This is a genomic window from Peribacillus sp. TH14 (assembly GCF_016651145.1).
Taxonomy (GTDB): domain Bacteria; phylum Bacillota; class Bacilli; order Bacillales; family DSM-1321; genus Peribacillus; species Peribacillus butanolivorans.
This window is the reverse complement of the sequence record NZ_JAEKEK010000001.1, coordinates 1400552-1420461: the sequence shown is the minus strand read 5'-3', so window position 1 is coordinate 1420461 and position 19910 is coordinate 1400552. Positions and strand designations below refer to the sequence as shown.

The 19910-nt window shown below is 38.5% G+C and carries 13 protein-coding genes and 2 riboswitches; of the genes, 9 read left to right on the top strand and 4 right to left on the bottom strand.

What is annotated here, in order from left to right:
• Nucleotides 1–114 precede the first annotated feature (114 nt).
• Nucleotides 115–2622 (bottom strand): NEW3 domain-containing protein, encoded by a 2508-nt coding sequence (locus JFU50_RS06975; RefSeq protein WP_201222245.1) that lies wholly within the window; start codon nt 2620–2622, stop codon nt 115–117.
• Nucleotides 2623–2893: 271 nt separating this feature from the next.
• Between JFU50_RS06975 and JFU50_RS06970 the strand changes: the two genes are divergently transcribed.
• The 7 genes from JFU50_RS06970 (at nt 2894) to tnpB (ending at nt 11870) form a co-directional block, all read left to right on the top strand.
• Nucleotides 2894–4120, top strand: a complete 1227-nt coding sequence (locus tag JFU50_RS06970) for an ROK family transcriptional regulator (RefSeq protein WP_201222243.1) — start codon at nt 2894–2896, stop codon at nt 4118–4120.
• Complete coding sequence (locus tag JFU50_RS06965) at nt 4120–5211, top strand: extracellular solute-binding protein (protein WP_056522461.1); 1092 nt, start codon at nt 4120–4122, stop codon at nt 5209–5211. Before JFU50_RS06970 ends, JFU50_RS06965 begins: the two co-directional genes overlap by 1 nt.
• Nucleotides 5212–5226: 15 nt before the next feature.
• Nucleotides 5227–6339, top strand: coding sequence for an ABC transporter ATP-binding protein (locus tag JFU50_RS06960; RefSeq protein ID WP_201183001.1), 1113 nt, complete (start codon nt 5227–5229; stop codon nt 6337–6339).
• Nucleotides 6336–8024 (top strand): ABC transporter permease, encoded by a 1689-nt coding sequence (locus tag JFU50_RS06955; RefSeq protein ID WP_201222241.1) that lies wholly within the window; start codon nt 6336–6338, stop codon nt 8022–8024. The genes JFU50_RS06960 and JFU50_RS06955 overlap by 4 nt, the downstream gene beginning before the upstream one ends.
• Before the next feature lie 15 nt (nt 8025–8039).
• Nucleotides 8040–9524: an argininosuccinate lyase gene (argH, locus tag JFU50_RS06950; RefSeq protein WP_201222239.1), complete on the top strand. Its 1485-nt coding sequence runs from the start codon at nt 8040–8042 to the stop codon at nt 9522–9524.
• A gap of 289 nt (nt 9525–9813) precedes the next feature.
• Complete coding sequence (locus tag JFU50_RS06945) at nt 9814–10407, top strand: MepB family protein (RefSeq protein WP_201222237.1); 594 nt, start codon at nt 9814–9816, stop codon at nt 10405–10407.
• 257 nt (nt 10408–10664) lie between these two features.
• A complete protein-coding gene (gene tnpB / locus JFU50_RS06940) occupies nt 10665–11870 on the top strand; it encodes an IS200/IS605 family element RNA-guided endonuclease TnpB (RefSeq protein ID WP_201222235.1) in 1206 nt (401 codons plus the stop codon).
• Nucleotides 11871–12346: 476 nt separating this feature from the next.
• Here tnpB and JFU50_RS06935 read toward each other — a convergent pair whose 3' ends face one another.
• From JFU50_RS06935 to JFU50_RS06925, 3 genes are all read right to left on the bottom strand, one after another.
• Nucleotides 12347–13813, bottom strand: coding sequence for a sodium:solute symporter family protein (locus tag JFU50_RS06935; protein ID WP_201222233.1), 1467 nt, complete (start codon nt 13811–13813; stop codon nt 12347–12349).
• Nucleotides 13810–14010, bottom strand: coding sequence for a DUF3311 domain-containing protein (locus JFU50_RS06930; RefSeq protein WP_053344391.1), 201 nt, complete (start codon nt 14008–14010; stop codon nt 13810–13812). The genes JFU50_RS06935 and JFU50_RS06930 overlap by 4 nt, the downstream gene beginning before the upstream one ends.
• Nucleotides 14011–14198: 188 nt before the next feature.
• The gene (locus JFU50_RS06925; protein ID WP_201222231.1) at nt 14199–15539 is read right to left on the bottom strand and encodes an amino acid permease; all 1341 of its coding nucleotides are present in this window, start codon (nt 15537–15539) and stop codon (nt 14199–14201) included.
• Nucleotides 15540–15718: 179 nt separating this feature from the next.
• Nucleotides 15719–15797, bottom strand: a riboswitch (glycine riboswitch).
• A gap of 555 nt (nt 15798–16352) precedes the next feature.
• Here JFU50_RS06925 and JFU50_RS06920 point away from each other — a divergent pair.
• Complete coding sequence (locus JFU50_RS06920; protein ID WP_201182990.1) at nt 16353–17279, top strand: ketopantoate reductase family protein; 927 nt, start codon at nt 16353–16355, stop codon at nt 17277–17279.
• 437 nt (nt 17280–17716) lie between these two features.
• Entirely contained in the window at nt 17717–19105 is a 1389-nt protein-coding gene (locus tag JFU50_RS06915; RefSeq protein WP_116821393.1) for an amino acid permease, read from the top strand.
• A gap of 693 nt (nt 19106–19798) precedes the next feature.
• Nucleotides 19799–19877, top strand: a riboswitch (ZMP/ZTP riboswitch).
• The last annotated feature ends 33 nt before the right edge of the window (nt 19878–19910 follow it).

Sequence of the window (19910 nt, the reverse complement as noted above, 5' to 3'; positions counted from 1 at the left end):
TTTTTGTTTTAGAGGTAAAGGTTAATCGTGTTCCGCACCAAGCTTCAATCAGGCTAAACATTCATACAAAAAAGTAACCTATGCATTCAACACCTGCACAGGTTACTTCTCTAGTTACTGGGCCCCGTAACTAATCAAGTTCGTCATGATTCGATATCCTCCTGGTACCTGGCTTTGAATTTGCCGGTAGAGGACAAGGTTGGTGTAGAGATAGGTTCCTTTACCGTAATTGGCCATTAGGATTCCACCATCAAATGGTTCTTCATTTGGATCAGCCATGGAAATGAAAGTTTCAAATCGTTCGTCCCATTTCATTGGGAAGTACAATCCTCTTTCTTGAACCCAATTGTTCCAATCGTCCGTTGTTATTTTGTTTGGATAGTTGAAAAGCGCTGATTCTGGTTTCAATACGTTTACTGTGGCTTTTTCATCGGTTACTCTCCAGCGAATGGAGGGATTTCCGATTGTAAGTGGATATGGAGCAGTCGTCAGGGCATCCCATCCATCACCAGGTTTGTGGTATTGAACGACAAGGTGACCGCCGTTTTCTACGTATTGAAGTAAGCGCGCGTTATTTGTCTTTAGATCTTCTCGAGATAGATAAGCGCGTATACCTGTAACAATCGTGTCGTATTGGCTCAAATCACCTAATGCTAAATCATCAGCTGTTAGCTTTGTAATATTAAGACCTGCGTTGCTTAAGTAATCGGCTACTTTGTCAAATCCACTCTCAATGTAACCTACTTTTAGTGAAGCTGGCATTAAAAGCTCAAATGCAACGGTGTTGATTGCTGCTGGGTACTGGTAATAGAATGTTCCGATATGGTCATAGGTAATTTCTTGAATAGTAGAATCAAAGGTTTTTCCATTGACAGTAGCTTCTGCTTTTAGCTGATATTCACCATTTTGAATCGTCTTCGGTGGTATAAGGGTGAATTTTACTTGTTTTTCTTCTGATTTTTCATTAAATGATACGGTTGCTTTTGTAGGTAACACTTTCCAATTTTTAGGTATTTTTAAAGCGACGTTTGCTGATGTTTTTCCTTCTGTATAATTTTTTACAGTTACGGTTACTGGTATTTCTTCCTGTACATCTGCTGTGTTTACCACGATGTCTTCAGGTGAAAGGGTAAGACCCACATCAGGTAGGACAGCGATTGTTCCTTCCAATTCTTCTGTGATGGTAGTCTTGGTTTTACCGGATTCATATGAAATGTTGGTTGTAATGGCTGATTTGTCATAAGCATGGTAATAGGAAGCATCTTTTGGAACGTTAACCTGGTAGGTGATGGTCTCTGATTTATTTGGTGCTAGATTGATTGCTTTAGATTTTGTTTTAGCTTTCCATCCTTTAGGCACGTTCAATTTGGCAGAGAATTTTTTCAATGTTTGTTTTCCGGTATTCTTCACTGTTACGGTTACGTTCGTATTTTGACCTTTTGTAAGGATCGGAGAGGCTGATTTTGCTTGAACATATAGTCCTGAAGAGACATAACTAACGTTTTGTAATTGCTCTTCTTTTAATGAGAGCTTATGAAGCAAGTCGTTCTTCAACTCAGAGTTTAGCTTTGCCTTTTTAATTTGCGAAGTAAGTGAACGTACATGAGAAAGAGCTGTTTGGGATGTTGTGAAAACACGTTGATCATTCGGATAGGCCGCAACAACTGTGTTCAAATCCCGTTGTACATTTTTAAAATCAGATTTTAACTTTGAAGCTGAAACTGGGAGTTTATCAGCCCATTCGGTAAAATTATAAGGTACTCCTGCAAAAAGGTCTGACTGGCCTTTCGTATCAACGGCGCTTTGTTTCAAATCTAGATGAACCAGGCGAGGCGCTGCAGGGATATCAGAGCCCATTCCTTGGCTTTTATGCAGATAGCGGGATTGTTCTCCAAGCTGTGGATAAGTCATACCGTATATTGGATCATAGGTACCGATTTCAATGGATGTGGTGGCTTTATCTGCGGAGGAAACAGGTAAATATAATTTTTTCACTTGCCATACTGATAGACCTTGTTTCAATTGTTGTGGAAAAACAGATGGATCAGCCGCATCCTTAAAAGCACGTTCACTTAAGATTGTCATTGTACGATGATGTCCATGCTGGGTATCATCATTTTGGAAGGATGGCATCAATATATCAGGCTGATATGTTCGGATAAACCGGATAAGCCGTTCATACGTGAGTTCCTCGCCCCATTTTTCTAATGTTTCTTCTGGTGTTTTCGAGAAGCCAAAATCATAGATAGGATCAGAGGTTGTTTCACTGAGATGATAGGCTTTAACCCCGGTAATTTTTGCAGCTTCTATCATTTCTCTTGAACGGATAATTCCAAGAGCATTGTCCAGTTCATCCCCAATTTCATTTTGTCCGCCTTCACCACGGTTCGCAATTAGGCTGGAGGTCTTCACACCTAACCCTCTCGATAAATAGGCGAGAAAGTCGCTGCGCTCATCATCTGGATGGGCACCGCTGTTTAAGAATGTAACGGTTGTCTCGAGTGGCTTGACCGCATTCCATAACTCAACATTAGGTTTTTCCTTTTTTGCTGCGTTACCTGCGAGCGGCAATAGTGAAAAAACTAACAAAAGTGAAAGCAAAGGTACCAAAATTTTTTTCATGCCTTCCTTTAACCCCTTTCAAATTTAATAAAAATCCTAAGCTTTTTTGAAGACTATGAAAAGTATGTTAGTAATATTACCTAACTAACTTGATGAAAAAGCTTATCTAATAAATAACATAATAGGTTATAATTGTAAATGAACCGAAATAACTATTAAAAACAGAGTATTTGAAATAATCAAAAAATAACTTGTGCACTTTCTTGATTTAAGTTATATTTTTACTTAATTAGTAAGATTTACTAACTAAATAATGTAAGGCCGTGATGTGATGAGTTTTAAGCGAACACCCAATCATCAAAAATACGTAAATAAAAAAAGAATCATTCAATGCATCCAAGAATGTTCATCTATTTCAAGGGCTGAAATCGCTGTTAAGCTTCAGCTTAGTAAACCGACAGTTTCTCTTGTTGTAGATGAACTTATACAGGAGAAATGGGTATTTGAGAAAGGAATAGGAGAGTCCTCTTCTCAAGGAGGGAGGCGGCCAATCCAGCTCTTTTTCAATGAGCGAGCGGCATATATCATAGGAACCGATATTGGCGGAACAAAAGTGAAAATCGTTTTATGTGATTTAAGTGGCAACATCCTTGCTGATACTAGTTTTTCAACAAATATTTATCTACAATCAGGTCTTCTTAAACAAATGGCTATTGAAACAGATCGGTTAATTGCAAAGAATCAGATCGCGAAAGATAGGATTTTAGGGATGGGAGTTGGGATTCCTGGTATTACGCAAACAGCAAGTGGACTAGTAATTGAGGCACCGAGTTTAGGGTGGATTCAGTATCCATTTATAGCCGAAGCGAAACGGTATTTCGATTTCCCTATCTTTGTCGACAATGATGTGAATGCTGCTGCTCTAGGTGAACAGTGGCTAGGGAACGCACAGAATAAGCGAAATGTACTGTTTATTGCAGTTGGCACAGGGATAGGAAGCGGCATTATCTTGAATAACCAGTTATACAGAGGGGCATCGAGTGCAGCTGGAGAGATGGGATATATGGTAACTAATAAAGAGGATATGAAGCGTGAATTTAAGCCGATTTTCCACAGATATGGCTATTTAGAAAGTGTTGCAGGAGGAAAGTCCATTGGTGCTCATTTTACTAGAGCAGTTCTCAAGGATCCTCATCATTCTTTTTTTGAACGGGCCCAGTCTTCTGAACTATCAGGTGAAGATGCTTTTTTGTTCGCAAAAAAAGGAGATTCGACAGCTATAGCTGTCATTAATGACGCCATCGAACATTTAGCCTACGGAATTGTCAATGCAGCTAGCTTGCTAAATCCAGAGGTCATTATTTTAGGAGGTGGTGTATTAAATTCATCTGAATACATTTTACCTAGAATTCGGGAGATTGTTGATCGATATCTTCCAAGTTTAGTAGAAATGAATACTTCACAACTGGGAGAAAACGCAGGAGTTTTGGGAGCGGTTTCCCTATTTTTAAGAGAACATGATAGCATTTTGAATTTTCATAATGAGGGGGATTATTAATGAAAAATAAGAAAAAGTCGTTTGTTTCAGTGCTAACTTTATCGGCAGCTTTATTGATTTCTGGATGTAGCAGTACAGATACAAAAACGAATTCGAATGCAGGCGGTGCCAAAGAAGAAAAAAGTGAATTAGAAGATAAGATTGTTGTTTATTCGCCGCATGGAAAAGATATTTTATCAAAATTCGAGACTCAGTTTGAAGAAAAATATAGCATTGATGTTGAGTGGCTTGACATGGGGTCCCAGGAAATCCTTGATCGTGTTCGATCAGAGAAAACTAATCCGCAGGCAGATGTTTGGTGGGGAGCACCTTCCACGAACTTTAACCAAGCAAAGGATGATGGACTGCTAGCTGCTTACCAACCTACCTATTCTGATAGTCTTGATGAAGGGTTCCACGATCCAGAATGGTATTGGACGGGAACGAGCCAGACTCCAGAAGTCATCATGTATAACAGCAAGGAACTATCAAAAGACGAAGTCCCAAAAGATTGGGATGAGCTGCTTGACCCGAAATGGAAAGATGAAATTATCATTCGCTATCCGCTAGCATCTGGAACGATGAGGACGATTTTTTCTTCGATGATTTATCGCACGTATAAGGATACAAATGATCCTCAAGAGGGCTATGATTGGTTAACGAAGCTCGACCAAAATACAAAAGAATATTCAGCCAACCCGGAAATGATGTATAACAAAGTAGCCAAAGGAGAGGGTTCACTATCTGTTTGGGCAATGCCGGACGTTGTCATGCTGAAAGAAAATAAAAACTATCCGTTTGAGTTTGTTATTCCAGAAAGCGGAACACCGGTGTTGACAGAAGGAATTGCCATTGTTGAAGGTGCCAAGCATCCAAAAGCAGCTGAAGCGTTTTATGAGTTTGTGAACTCACCAGAAGCTGCGAAAATTTTAGCTGAAGAATTTTACCGGATTCCGACAAGAAGTGATGTGACAGATTTACCTGAATGGATCACGGAAACAGATATTAAAACGATGGATATTGATTGGGATGTTTTCCAAGAAAAAGGTGACGAGTGGATGAAATATTGGGACGAAAATATTAAAAGTGGAGATAAAGAAATTAAAGAATAAGGAAGTGTCGTTGGGATGGCGTCAATAAAAATAGAGAATGTCCAAAAAGCCTTCGGAAAAACGATAGCTATCGATCATTTAAATCTGGAAATCAAAGACGGTGAGTTTTTTACCTTTTTAGGTCCAAGTGGCTGCGGTAAAACGACAACCCTTCGGATGATTGCTGGGTTTTATTATCCAACAAAGGGTGTCGTCCGATTTGGCGACAAAGATATGACGCGAGTACCTCCGGAGAAAAGAAATACTGGCATGGTTTTTCAAAACTATGCCCTTTTTCCTCACATGACGGTTTTTGAAAATGTAGCCTTTGGATTGCGCGTGAGAAAAGTTTCTTCAAGCGATTTAAAGGGGAAAGTGCTGGATGCACTTCGCAAAGTCAGGCTGGAGAACTACTCGGATCGTCAAGTGAGCCAGTTAAGCGGAGGACAGCAGCAGCGTGTAGCCCTTGCGAGAGCACTTGTTATTGAACCGGAAATATTACTGTTGGATGAACCATTAAGCAATTTGGATGCCAAGCTTCGTGATGAAATGAGAGCAGAAATCTTAAGACTGCAGCGTGATTATAAGATTACCACCATTTATGTCACACATGATCAGGCAGAGGCATTATCGATGAGTGATCGGATCGCCGTGTTCAATTTTGGGGTATGTCACCAGGTCGGGACTCCAGCAGAAATTTATAATCAGCCCGCTAATGATTTCGTGGCGAGTTTTATTGGTGAGATTAATCTATTGTCCGTTCAAGTGAAGAACGTTCAACAAGAGAATATAGTGGTTACCCTAGAAAACGGTGAAGAACCGGTAAAATTACTTGTACATAATCACACTAATGAAGGAGAGTTAATTCAACAGAATGAAAAGAACCTTGCAGTTTCGATTCGTCCTGAAGCAATCCGTATTCTTGATAAGGTCAAAGAAGGAACAAATATCTTAAAAGGAAAAATAGAATCTGTCCAATTCTTTGGATCTGTTGTGAATGTAATGGTGGGTGTTCATAACGTGTTACTGAGGGTGGACGTGTTAAACACGCATGAATTCGGATACTTTTATCAAGGGAAGGAAGTGTATGTACAACTTCCGGAGAAACAGCTGCGCCTCATCCCGGTCATAAGCGGTGATGCTCCATGATTAAAAATCGTGATACAAGGTTGACGATTTGGCTTCTTATACCAGTTGTATTAGTGCTCGTAGCGTATGTTCTCTATCCATCATTGAGAACCTTTTTTGAAAGTTTGCAAAAAGACGGATCGATAACTTTCGGAAATTATCAGGATTTTTTCGTGCAGGAATCGAAAACGAACTTAGAGGCTCTATGGAACTCTGTTTATATATCAATTTTAAGTGTATTGGCTAGTGCCTTGATTGGTATTCCGCTTGCCATTATTTTTAACCGTTACGATTTTCCAGGCAGAAGCTTCTTTTCAACTGCAGCGATTTTGCCGATTGTTCTTCCATCATTAGTAGGGGTTATGGCCTTTATGTTTTTATATGGAGAATCAGGATTAATTCCAAATGCTATTAAGGATTTGTTTGGTCTTGATAAAGTTCCTTTTAAAATTGGCGGGGTTTCGGGAATCCTGATCGTGCATGCCTATACGATGTATGTATATTTTTATATGACCGTATCCGCTGCGATCAATAAAATTGATCCGTCTCTAGAAGAAGCTGCTTATAACTTAGGAGCGAATAAATTCAAGGTATTTTGGAATGTGACATTTCCATTATTAACACCTGCCATCGTTGCCGCTTCTTTACTTGTATTCATGATTTCAATGGCTTCATTCAGTGCCCCGTTTTTATTAGCTGGTGGGTACCGAGTGTTGAGCTTGCAAATATATTTTTCGAAAATTAATGGTGATATGGAAATTGCTGCTACTCAATCTGTAATTCTTTCCATTGTTTCGATTTCATTTCTATTATTCATGCGTTGGTATCAGAATAGGAAAGATTACCGCATGGCTTCAAAAGGAATCGGGGCACACAGGAGTGAAGTGAAAAATCCGCTTATGAAGTGGGTGATGGTGGTAACGGGTATCATCGGCGTACTTATTCTGCTTTTACCGCACTTTACGATTCTATTGCTTTCACTTGTACCGGATGGAACCTGGACGTTTCAAACGTATCCAACAGTATTTAATGTGGAAAATTACCGGCTTTTGTTTGAAGACCCTAATATTTTTAAACCGTTACGAAATAGTTTACTAATGGCTGTTATTGCCACACTAGCAAATTTGGTGTTTGGGGTCATAGCGTCCTATGTTCTTGTCAAACGGAAATTCATTGGGAAAAGCTTTATTGATATTCTAGTCATGATTCCATGGGCCTTGCCTGCAACGGTTATTGGGATGAACTTGATATTTGCATTTAATGAACCTAGCGTTTTTTCTTTCGGTCAGATATTAGTAGGAACATTTTGGATTCTGCCCCTTGCCTATTTCGTTAGACATATTCCGCTTGTTGTCCGCTCAACTAACGCCGTTCTAGAGCAGCTTGATGACTCGATTGAGGAAGCAGCAAGAAACTTGGGGGCAAAGTGGTTTTATACCTTCAGAAAGGTCATTTTACCGATTATTATGCCTGGCGTTTTATCAGGGACATTATTAGCCTTTATCGAGTCTGTAGGAGAATTCCCAACCTCAGTCCTATTGTATACGATTTCTAACAGACCTATATCTATTGAAATTATGAATCAGCTTCGGATGTTCAATATGGGGCAGGCAGCTGCTTATGGGATGATTCAAATCACGCTGATTGTTATTGTTCTTTTTATTTCGAATAAGTTTTTTGGAATCAAAGCAGAAAAAGCCTTATAAATCGGGGGTAAAAAGATGAGTAAGCTGGATGAATTTATCAAAAATGAAGGTAGTGTTTTTCCAGGAAAAACATATGTAGAAGAGCTTCTAATGCCAGTTTTTAATGATCAAAGAGATTACTTATTTCATGTGATGTTCGATATTCATCGAGCACATGTGATCATGCTTTCAGAACAAAAGATTATTAAAGAAGAAGAAGCAAAAATTATGCTGGATGGGATTCGGAAAGTGGCTCAAACAGATCTCACCCTCCTGACCTATCAACCTCAATTCGAAGACTTATTTTTCATGATGGAGGCAAAGATTGGCGAAGAAATCGGTCATGAGCTTGCAGGAAAGATTCATATCGGTCGCAGTCGTAATGATATGGGAGTTGCAATGTATCGGCTTGTTTTGAGGGGCCATCTTCTTCAATTAATTGGCTATGCAGACCAATTGAGTGAGTCATTCTTGGTGCAAGCTGAAAAGCATATAGAAACCTATATTACGGGTTACACGCATACTCAGCCAGCTCAGCCGACTACATTGGGCCACTACTTTCTAGCCATTTATGATGTTCTTCAAAGAGATATTGGACGGTTATGGGCAGCCTATGAAACGGTGAACCTATCCCCTCTGGGAGCGGCCGCATTAACCACAACTGGTTTTCCAATCAGCCGGAATCGTACCGCTGAATTGCTTGGCTTTGAGGCGGTTGTTGAAAATTCCTATGACTCGATTGGCGGGGCCGATTATTTATTAGAAACTGCAACTGCAATTATGACGTGCATGGTCAATACTGGAAGATGGATTCAAGATTTTTTGCAGCATGTGACAAGGGAGTTTGGTACATTTTATGTGGCAGATCCTTATGTTCAAGTAAGCAGTATCATGCCGCAAAAAAGAAATCCAGTATCAATTGAACATTCCCGATCAATTGCCAGCAGTGCGTATGGTGATGCGCTTGCTGCAATGAATATGATCCACAATACTCCATTTGGTGATATCGTCGATACGGAAGATGATTTACAGCCGCATTTATATCGAGCATTTTCGAATGCAGGCCGTGTCATGAAACTAATGTATGCAGTCATATCAACCTTGAAAGTAAATGAAGAACATACAAAAAAAATGGCCGCAAAATCTAGTATCACGGTTACTGAATTAGCAGATACTCTATCAAGAGATTACGAGATATCATTTAGGAAAGCTCATTCCATAGCTAGTCATATTGCAAAACGGTCGATAAGTGAAGGTAAAGAGTTATATGACTGGGACACACAAGACATTAACAAGATTATTAATGAATTCGTTTCAGTGAATATAGCAGAAGACGAATGGAAAAAAATCATCTCTCCCGAATATTTTGTGGAGATTAGAAGCATTCAAGGTGGGCCTAGCCCGAAAGAAGTTTCGAGGATGATTGTGAATAGAAAACAAAAACTAGAACAACAGGTGCAGGAATATAAGGAAATTGTTAAGGATTTGAATGATAGAAGGAAAGCTTTAGTAGAATATTGAGGTTGCAGCTTTGGAAAGTCCCGTAAGCAGAACAAGTGGAAAAGTCAGCATAATGATTAAAGACCCGGGAGGAAGTTGCCTGGGTTTTTTTAGGTTCATTCCATTTTATTTAAATGTCATCTAACTATTTACAGGGCTAGGGATCTGATAAATAATGCTGTTGATAATTGAATATAACGAACAAATGTTCTAAAATGAAGGGGCAGAACGGGAGTGATGTGTATCGAATGGCTTTGTAAGAGAATATAGTAAAATGACTAGAAAGCTTTAAAATGGAGGATTAGAACAGATGGATGAGAAAAATCAAGACTTATTAGAATCAGATCTCAGCGTTCAAAATTCCGGGGCTTCCTCTGACACAATTCATAGTGACCTTCTTGCAACAAAGGAACTTGTTTATAGCCCGTGCAGGTTTGAGTTCTCACAACCACTAATAGAAGCACAAAACGCTGAATATGGAGCCTATATATTCAAGTTGAATACCCTTTCCATTAGATTTCGTGTGGCTAAAATCACACCTACAAAGGTTGGACAATTTGTGACTTTGTGGGAGAGAATTGGGGATGGAGCGATTCAACCATATGACATATCAGATCCAGCTGATTTGTTTGTTATTAGTACTCGCAAAGGTAATAACTTTGGTCAGTTTGTATTTCCAAAAGCTGTTTTATGTGATCAGAATATAATATCTAATAAAGGTAAAGGTGGTAAACGAGCAATACGCGTTTACCCACCTTGGGACAAGCCTACTAGCCGTCAGGCACAAAAGACTCAGATATGGCAGCTGAAATATTTCATAGAGATACCTATAAATAAACCAATAGACTGTGCTCGTGTTCAGATGCTCTACAGTCCAGATCAGGCAAGTCAATTAGAAATATAATTATGATCTCTATGAATTTAGAAATATGGTACAAAAGAGTTGTTAGCATTTGATGAATTATTATCAGTATCGTTAAACATAGGCATGAATAAAAGAATCTTTTTATCATTTCCCGCCAGAAGACTCCCTCTTCAAGCGTGTGAAGGGCGAGAGCCCTACGATAAAGGGGAGATGAATGGCCGGTTGGCATAAGCCAAAGTAATCTTTTGACAAACATACGTTCGATGATTAATAATAACTATAAGGGGGTGAAACCAATGGTCGTAAACAAAGCTTATAAATTTCGAATCTATCCAACTAAAGAACAACTAGTTCTAATCAATAAAACGATCGGCTGCTCCCGTTTTGTCTATAACTTCTTTTTAGGCAAACAAAAGGAGAAAGATGCCTACTGGTATATCTGTGAAGAAATGAAGCAGAACGGCCAATTACCCTCTAATGAATGGAAAGGTTCTTTTCTGAATAAATACGCAACAATCAAAGAACTTCCAGCTTTAAAGAAAGAGTATTCTTTCCTGAAAGAAGTAGACAGTATTGCCTTACAGAAATCGGTGGAAAATTTAGCAGATTCCTATAGTCGATATTATAAAAAGCAAAACAAGTCACCACGCTTCAAATCGAAAAAGAATCCTATCCAGTCCTACACGACTAAACATACGAATGGAAATATCGGAATAATTGGAAACAAAATCAAATTACCAAAACTCGGTCTAGTTCGTTTTGCTAAAAGCCGCGAAGTCGAAGGGCGAATCATCAATGCCACAATCAGGCGGAACCCTTCGGGTAAATATTTCATTTCCGTTTTAGCGGAAACCAATGTACAAGTACTTCCTAAAACGAATCGTTCGTGCGGTGTAGATGTTGGTTTGAAGAATTTTGCTATTCTTTCAGATGGTACGATCTATCAAAACCCAAAATTCTTCCGGACGGTCGAAAAGAAATTGGCCAAAGCACAACGGATTCTTTCAAGGCGACAAGAAATAGCCTTGAATCAAAATAAACCATTGGCTGAAGCAAAAAACTATCAAAAACAAAAACGAAAAGTGGCTATTCTACACGAAAAAATTTCAAATGCCCGAATGGATTACTTACATAAAGTTTCTACCGAAATCATCAAAAACCACGATGTTATTGGAATGGAAGACTTGCAAGTGTCGAGTATGATGAAAAATCACAAACTAGCTAAAGCTATTAGTGAAGTATCTTGGTACCAATTCAAAAAAATGTTGGAATACAAAGCAAAATGGTATGCTAAACAAATCGTGACCGTATCTAAAACGTTTGCTTCTAGCCAATTGTGTTCTAGCTGCGGTTACCAAAATAAAGACGTTAAACATCTGAATCTTCGTGAATGGGATTGTCCTTTTTGTTCTACTCACCACGATCGAGATATTAACGCAGGACTCAATCTAATGAATGAAGCCATAAGGCTTCTAACCGTAGGAACTACGGGAGTAGCCTAATTAAAAATTGGCCGATAGGCTAATGTTCTTAGGAATCCCCCACTTCAATCAGACCGTAAGGTCGATAAGTGGTGGGTAGTTCAACGTATACTTACACGAATTCCTGGAGTTTTATTTTTCAGGGATTTTGATTTCTTGAATCTGAAAGAAGTGTACTGCTGACTGACCCGTAAATTATATCTTGTACTTTTCATCAGTATGATCTTTTGAAAAACATTTTATCTGCTGATTGCCAAGGCTCTTGCTGTCTTTCATTACTCATGTATTAAGAGAAAAATCAATGGAATTTTTCGTGCGAATTTTTTTGTTTTAGAGGGAGAAAAAGAAGTGTGTATCCTTTATGGGGTATGGGATACATAACATGATAAAGGCTCAGTCTTTTGACTGAGCCTTTCGATTATATAATTTACGGTGCACTTTTAATCCCCAAAAACCACAGTCAAAGAAGTACTTCATATATCTTTAAGAGATTTAGATTATTTTGCGGGATCTAACTGAACCGAGAGCTTTCTAAAAGCGAGACTTACAGTAATCATAACAAAGAAATTGACCGCCAAGGCAATGATTCCAACATTCAAATCTTTCGCTGCCTGTGGTAAGGATGGAAACATGGTACCTATGGTTGAATGACTAAGCGTAATGTAGGTTACGATGGCCAATCCGCAGATGATCCCGGCGATTGCTCCAAATTTGTTGATAGGATTAGTTTTTTTCAGGCTAAAGAGAAGAGACGGAAATAATTGTGTGATAAGACTGTATCCCATGAGAATTAATGCTGACATCGTTTCGCCGCCGTTTAAGGTAAAGTAGACTGCTATTAATGCAATAACAGGAACGAGGAACTTTGCTAATCTTACAACGTTCCGATCGGGTACTGTAGGTGCAAATTCCTTATAGACGTTTTTCGCGAGCAGTGTAGCCACACTCATTAAAAGCATGGATCCTGGTACTAATGCGGTCAGCATTCCAGCTCCGCCGATTATGCCTATAAACCATGGATCAAAGGTCTCGATAGAAAGGCGCAGCAATGAGAGGTCTGCATCTGCCCCAACGAGTCCAGGCACTTTCAATATAGCAGTAAATCCTACAAAAAAGACAAATAACAACATGAGCGTATATAACGGACTGATTATAGCATTTTTACGAAATACTTTCCCGCTGCGCGCCGAATAGACAGCGCTGAAAACTTGGGGCCACATGTAAAAACCAAATACAAGCAATATTACCGTGGAGATAAACCATGAAACACTAAGCCCCTGTTCAGGAAGCTTTAGAAAACCAGGCTTGGCTGCATTTACGGCCTCAAACATCGGTTGAAAACCACCAAAGTAATGAATAGGAAGATAAATTCCTAAGAATCCTATAATCACGATCATCATGATATCTTTAATGACTGCTGTCCAAACTGAGCCGTGTATTCCAGAAATCATAACATAAATGGTAAGGCTGATTGCTCCCATCCAGACCGCGGTAGACATTGAAATTGCTCCATAAGATGCTTCTGAAACAATAATCCCTAATCCTTTAAGTTGCACGACAATCACTGGAATCATAGATACCACACCGACAAGTGCTGCCAGAATTCCTAAGCTTGGGCTCTTATACTTGCTTACAAAGAAATCAGATTGAGACATTAGACTATTTTCTTTGGCATATTTCCATATTTCCGGAAGAAGCCAATATGACAATACATAAGACAAAGTAATGTAAATAAGGACGTATAAAGCGGGTGCACCCTTACCATAAGCCCAGCCGCTGCCGCCAAGGAAGGAAAACGTCGTATAAATTTCTCCAGCCATCAATAGAAAGACGAATATAGCACCAAAACCACGGCCTCCAACCGTCCATTGTTCCAAATTCATGTCTTTTCCTTTTGAAGATCGAATACCTAAAAAGATTGATAAAAGTAAAAATCCTAAAATAATTAAGAGGGAAATATTCATTCCTGGTCACCTTCCCGATTTCTGGGGTCCAACTTATACATGATGCCCAAAATAACGGATGTAAGGACCACCCACATAGCCATCCAAAACATATTAAAAGGCATCCCTAATACATAAGGTTCTATTCTGTTAACAAACGGAAGAAATCCTAATATGCCTATAAAAGGAACTAGAGTAAGTATATATATAATCTTCATTAATCCAACCCCTCCATTCTAAGTGAAAAGTCATTCATATCGACTTACAGTACCTTACACTATTTTAATATAAAATTTACTGTGGCTGCATTATATATTTTAGTAGCACTTCTCTGTGTTAGCAAAATAAATTGAAAAAAAGGAAGGGAGTGTCCCTTCCTTTTAATTCCTGCGACCATGAAAAATAGCTACTTTTTTTTCTGATAATTATAGAGTACGAGTAGAAGAATGAACCAGATTGGCGTCATTAACAGTGAAAGTCGTGTAGCTTCAGCGAATAGCATAACGATTAGGATGAACAGAAATAATCCTAAAATAACGTAATTGATAAAGGGTGTAAAAGGAGCTTTGAATGTAGAGTGGGCTCTCAAGTCCGGACGTTTTTTCGCATATTTGATATGTGAAATCAAGATGATGCTCCAAACCCAAATAAAACAGATGGCACTGATTGTAGTTACTATTGTAAAGGCCTGTTCAGGTATCATTTTGCTTAGCAATGCCCCTAGGGAGACGACGATTGCCGATGTAACCAAGGCATTACTTGGAACAGCATGTTTATTTAATTTTGCTAATTTTGCAGGAGCATCGTTATTATTGCTTAATGTATAAAGCATACGGCTTGTTGAAAATAAACCGCTGTTGCCGGCAGATGCAGCGGATGTCAGGACAACAAAATTGATAATCCCTGCAGCGATTGGAATGCCGATTAGTGTAAAGACTTCTACGAATGGACTGCTTGATGCATCCAGCTGTGTCCAAGGATTGACGCATAGAATGACGAGTATGGCACCTACATAGAAAAGTAAAATTCGGACTGGGATTTTATTGATGGCTGATGGTATATTTTTTTTCGGGTTAGCTGTTTCTGCTGCAGAAACACCAATTAATTCGACCCCTACAAAGGAGAAGACAACCAATTGTAAAGATAGCAGGAAGCCGGATACGCCGTTCGGAAACATGCCTCCGTGGCTCCAAAGGTTGGTGAGTGAAACGGTTCCTGTATTGGTTTTAAAGCCAATGACTAACAGGATGATGCCTACAATAATCAAGGCAATAATCGTGATGACTTTAATGAGCGCGAACCAGAATTCAAGTTCTCCAAACAATTTAACCGTCAATAGATTCAATCCTAACAGAATGACTAGGCATGCAAGAGCTGGTATCCATTGAGGGATATCGAACCAATATTGCATATAGACACCAACCGCAATGATATCGGCCATGGCTGTCATGATCCAACAGAACCAATAGGTCCATCCGGTTACGAATCCAGCCCACGGCCCGATATATTCGGTAGCGAATTCGGTGAATGACGTATAACCGGCGTTGGATAAAAGTAATTCCCCTAAAGCCCTCATAACAAAAAATAAGGCAATCCCTATAATAAGATAGGAAAAGATAATGGATGGGCCTGCTAATTGGATGGCTTTACCGGATCCAAGAAATAAACCGGTGCCAATGGTTCCTCCTATTGCAATTAATTGTATATGGCGATTTTTTAAATCTCTTTTCAATTCCTGTTTAGCCAATTTGAGCATCTCCCGTTGTATATGATCTTAGTCGTGTGGAGCGTGATTCCACATTCCGTGTAGCTCGTTGTTTTCACCTCGCTTATGCCATTGAATGGCAATATCTTGGATTTTGGACAATAAAAAAAGAGATTGGATACTACCAATCTCGTCAGGTTTAAGAATAACAATTCATCATTCGTTACTCTTCTGTCCTTTTGCCTGAGATTGTGAATCCTTCGGCGCTGTACTATGTACAGTCTCTCCAGAAGCTGCTCCTGCTATAGTGTGATCCATAGCATTCAACGCTTGCTAGTATGCGGTTGTAATAAATGTCCGTTTGTAGAAGAATTGAATCTTCCTTCGGTCATTTGTCATTATACTTAAATAACGTCAATATAATATTGGAATTCTATCATTGTTTATTCTATAGGTCAATATGAAAATTGGAAAGTTAGCGGGTAATGTAGTTGGTATATATCAACTCTTTAAAAATAGTGATTGGAAAAGCCATAATGACTGTAGCTGATAGTTAACGGGTACACTTTAAAATCAATACAAAAAACAACAACAAATTTTGTGGTTATCGTTCCTCAGAAAAGTAGACTTCGTTTAAGCCTTAATTTTCCTTTTGGTGATATATATGAACCAAAAGGAAGCTGTAAGGGATGTTACAAGCCCCTCGTGTCATTATTGGTATTTCACAATATTGTAGCTTTTCTAGGTGGTTTTTTTCTAAACAATTCATACCATAGAACTGGCATTTTAATCGCGACCGTTTTCTGAATAGTGTGATAATATTTAGGTAAAAAGGTGAAGGGAATTAGAGATGCTATGGCGATAAAGACAGTATCAATTGTTGGATTAGGAGCACTGGGCATTTTATATGGACATCATTTATCAAAGGAAATGCCGAAGAAGAATGTGAGGATTATTGCGGATACAGCTAGAATAAAGAGATATGTCCAGGATGGGGTTTATTGCAATGGTGAGCTTTGTGACTTTCATTATGTAACGCCTGAAGAAATATGCGAGCCTGCAGATTTGATGATTTTTACTGTTAAATTTAGTGGATTGGAAGATGCTATTGAAGCGGTGAAGAATCAAATTGGAAAACAGACGATTATTATTTCTGCTTTGAATGGGATCACAAGTGAAGCGATTATTGGTGAGGCGTATGGAAAGGATAAAGTCTTATATTGTGTTGCGCAAGGTATGGATGCTGTTAAAGAAGAAAATAAGTTGACATACGACCATATGGGCATACTCTGCCTTGGTGAACGGGAACCTGGATTGGTTTCAGAAAAGGTTCAGCAGGTGGCAGATTTTTTTGAAAAAATGAAGGTCCCATATGAGATAGATACGGATATGTATAAGCGGCAATGGGGGAAATTTATGCTGAATGTTGGTGTTAATCAAACTGTTGCTGTCTATAAAAGTAATTATGGTGAAATTCAACGAAAGGGTCATGCAAGAGAAATGATGATTTCTGCCATGAGAGAGGTTATCGTTCTGTCAGAGAAAGAAGGAATTCATTTAACGGAAAGAGATCTGGATTATTGGTTAAGTGTATTGGATACATTAAGCCCAGAAGGAAAGCCATCCATGGCTCAAGATATCGAAGCTCGACGTTACAGTGAGGTTGAGTTATTTGCAGGTACGGTATTAAAATTAGGTGAGAAATACGGAGTGCCTACACTTGTAAACAAAGAGTTATATGAACGAATTGAATTTCTCGAAAGTCAATATAATTTCAACTAAAGTTTGACTTTTTTCTATGATAACTCCCTCACCTTGCTCTAGAACAAGGCCATTTGAACTGAGCTCAGTCTTTAAAGACTGGGTTTCCTTTGGTTGTGTTAAATTCCCTACTTTATCTTATTAGGGTCATGTTATTTTATTGATTTCTTAAAATACTAATATATCTAATATCACTTTTAGTGATTGAATTTTTTTATACTGGTTAGTGTTTCCTCTAGAAATACATTTGTTTTTTTACAGAATATTTATTATTATAAGATAAGATTATAAATTATGCGATATGAAAAAGAATTGGAACTTTTTAAATCTAATCTAAGTATGGAAAATGAATCAACAGTTGTTTTGATCTAAATTGAGAGTTAATTAGGGGCTAGAAAAAAACTTTAATAACCTTGTACGAAGTATAGTCGCTAATATTACATCTGGAGGAATTAATCATGTCAAACAAAGAATTAAAGAGAGGGCTAGAGGCACGTCATATTCAGATGATCGCTTTGGGCGGTACCATTGGTGTTGGGTTATTTATGGGATCAGCAAGTACGATTAAATGGACTGGACCATCTGTAATGCTAGCTTATGCTATCGCTGGTCTTTTTATATTTTTCATCATGCGTTCTATGGGAGAAATGCTTTATTTAGAGCCTACTACGGGTTCGTTTGCAACATTTGCGAGTAACTATATTCATCCTTTAGCAGGTTATATGACTGCATGGAGTAATTGGTTTCAGTGGGTAATCGTCGGAATGTCCGAGATAATTGCCGTTGGAATGTATATGAAGTATTGGTTCCCAGATTTACCCGCATGGATACCAGGTGTGATTGCCATGGTTATCCTAGGGGCTGCAAACCTCATTTCTGTAAAATCTTTCGGGGAATTTGAATTTTGGTTTGCGCTTATTAAAATTATAACGATTGTACTGATGATTATTGCTGGACTAGGTCTTATCTTTTTCGGGTTTGGAAATGGCGGTGATGCAATTGGATTATCAAATCTTTGGGCAAATGGCGGCTTCTTCACCGGGGGCTGGACAGGGTTCTTCTTTGCGCTTTCCCTTGTTGTAGCATCCTATCAGGGCGTTGAACTTATCGGTATCACTGCGGGTGAAGCGAAAAATCCAACGAAGACTGTAACAAAAGCTATCCAAAGCATCATTTGGCGTATTTTAATATTCTATATTGGCGCTATTTTTGTCATCGTGACAGTCTTTCCTTGGAACCAACTAGATGACATCGGTAGTCCGTTTGTTTCAACCTTTGCTAAAATAGGTATTACTGCAGCAGCAGGTATTATTAACTTTGTCGTAATCACAGCGGCGATGTCTGGATGTAATAGTGGGATTTTCAGTGCAGGTCGTATGCTTTACACTCTAGCAATGAACGGTCAAGCTCCTAAAATCTTTGCGAAAGTATCTAAAAATGGAGTGCCAGCTTATTGTACGATTGCTGTCCTTTTAGGTTTAGCAATTGGTGTTGTCTTGAACTACCTTGCACCGCCACAACTATTCCTTTATGTTTACAGTGCTAGTGTTCTACCTGGAATGATTCCATGGTTTGTCTTACTTATTAGTGAGCTTAAATTCAGAAAGGTAAGAGCTGCGGAAATGGAAAACCACCCGTTCAAAATGCCTTTTGCCCCTTACAGCAACTATGCAACAATTGCATTTTTACTGATGGTGCTGGTTGGTATGTGGATTAACCCTAGTACTCGTATTTCCCTGATTGTTGGGGTCGTTTTCCTAGCTATAGTCGTAGCAAGTTATTACATTTTAAAAATGGAGAAGCGAGTACCATTAGAGGCTAAGACCGATGATGATATTTCCAGCTAAGAAGCAAGTAAGGATTTAGGGACATCATCTTGTTCAAGGAAACATTAAAATACTATTAATCTACGTTCATCATTCTAGCTATGCTGAGTGTGTTTCACTGTTAGTTTAAATATAATAGATACTAATTAAAGTTGTGCATAAATTGTGGACAAAGCAAAGAGAGGTCTTCATCCCTCAGGCTTTTTCCCCAACTTGTGCATGACTTTTTTTGCGGAAGAAAAGAACACTGGGAGTAAAGGGGGAATAATCCAGTGAAATTGAAAACCGATAAGGTATTTTAGAAATATGGGGGATTTATATCCCATTGTGGTCATGGAACCTCCCCACCGTTATGGTTGATTCTAGCAAATCGGTTATTTTGAACAAAGTTGCTTTGATATTATTGCAATAAACCCGAACCTTAAAAGGAATAAAGAAAATCGGGAAACCCATTAATTTGGAACGGTTTATTTTGCACATATAAGCTATTAAAGATTTTTAAGTATAATGTTAAAGGGAAATGATTATATTGTTGAAGCATATAGTTCTAGAAATCGAATGTTTGTTTTTTGGGGCTTAATCCACCTAATTTTTTCAAATTAAAAAGAATATTAATAGTGAATTCCGAAAAAACAATGGGATTATTTATAAAATATAAATGTTTTTCAAGTATTGTGAAATTTAATATAATCCTATATACTAAAAAAAAACTATTTTTCTATATGTAACTGGCGCAACATGGAGTACCATGGGGGAGCATATAGAGTATAAGCCGCGCGCCTGGGCAAACACTTGATTTTTTTAGATCAAGTGTTTTTTATTTTCC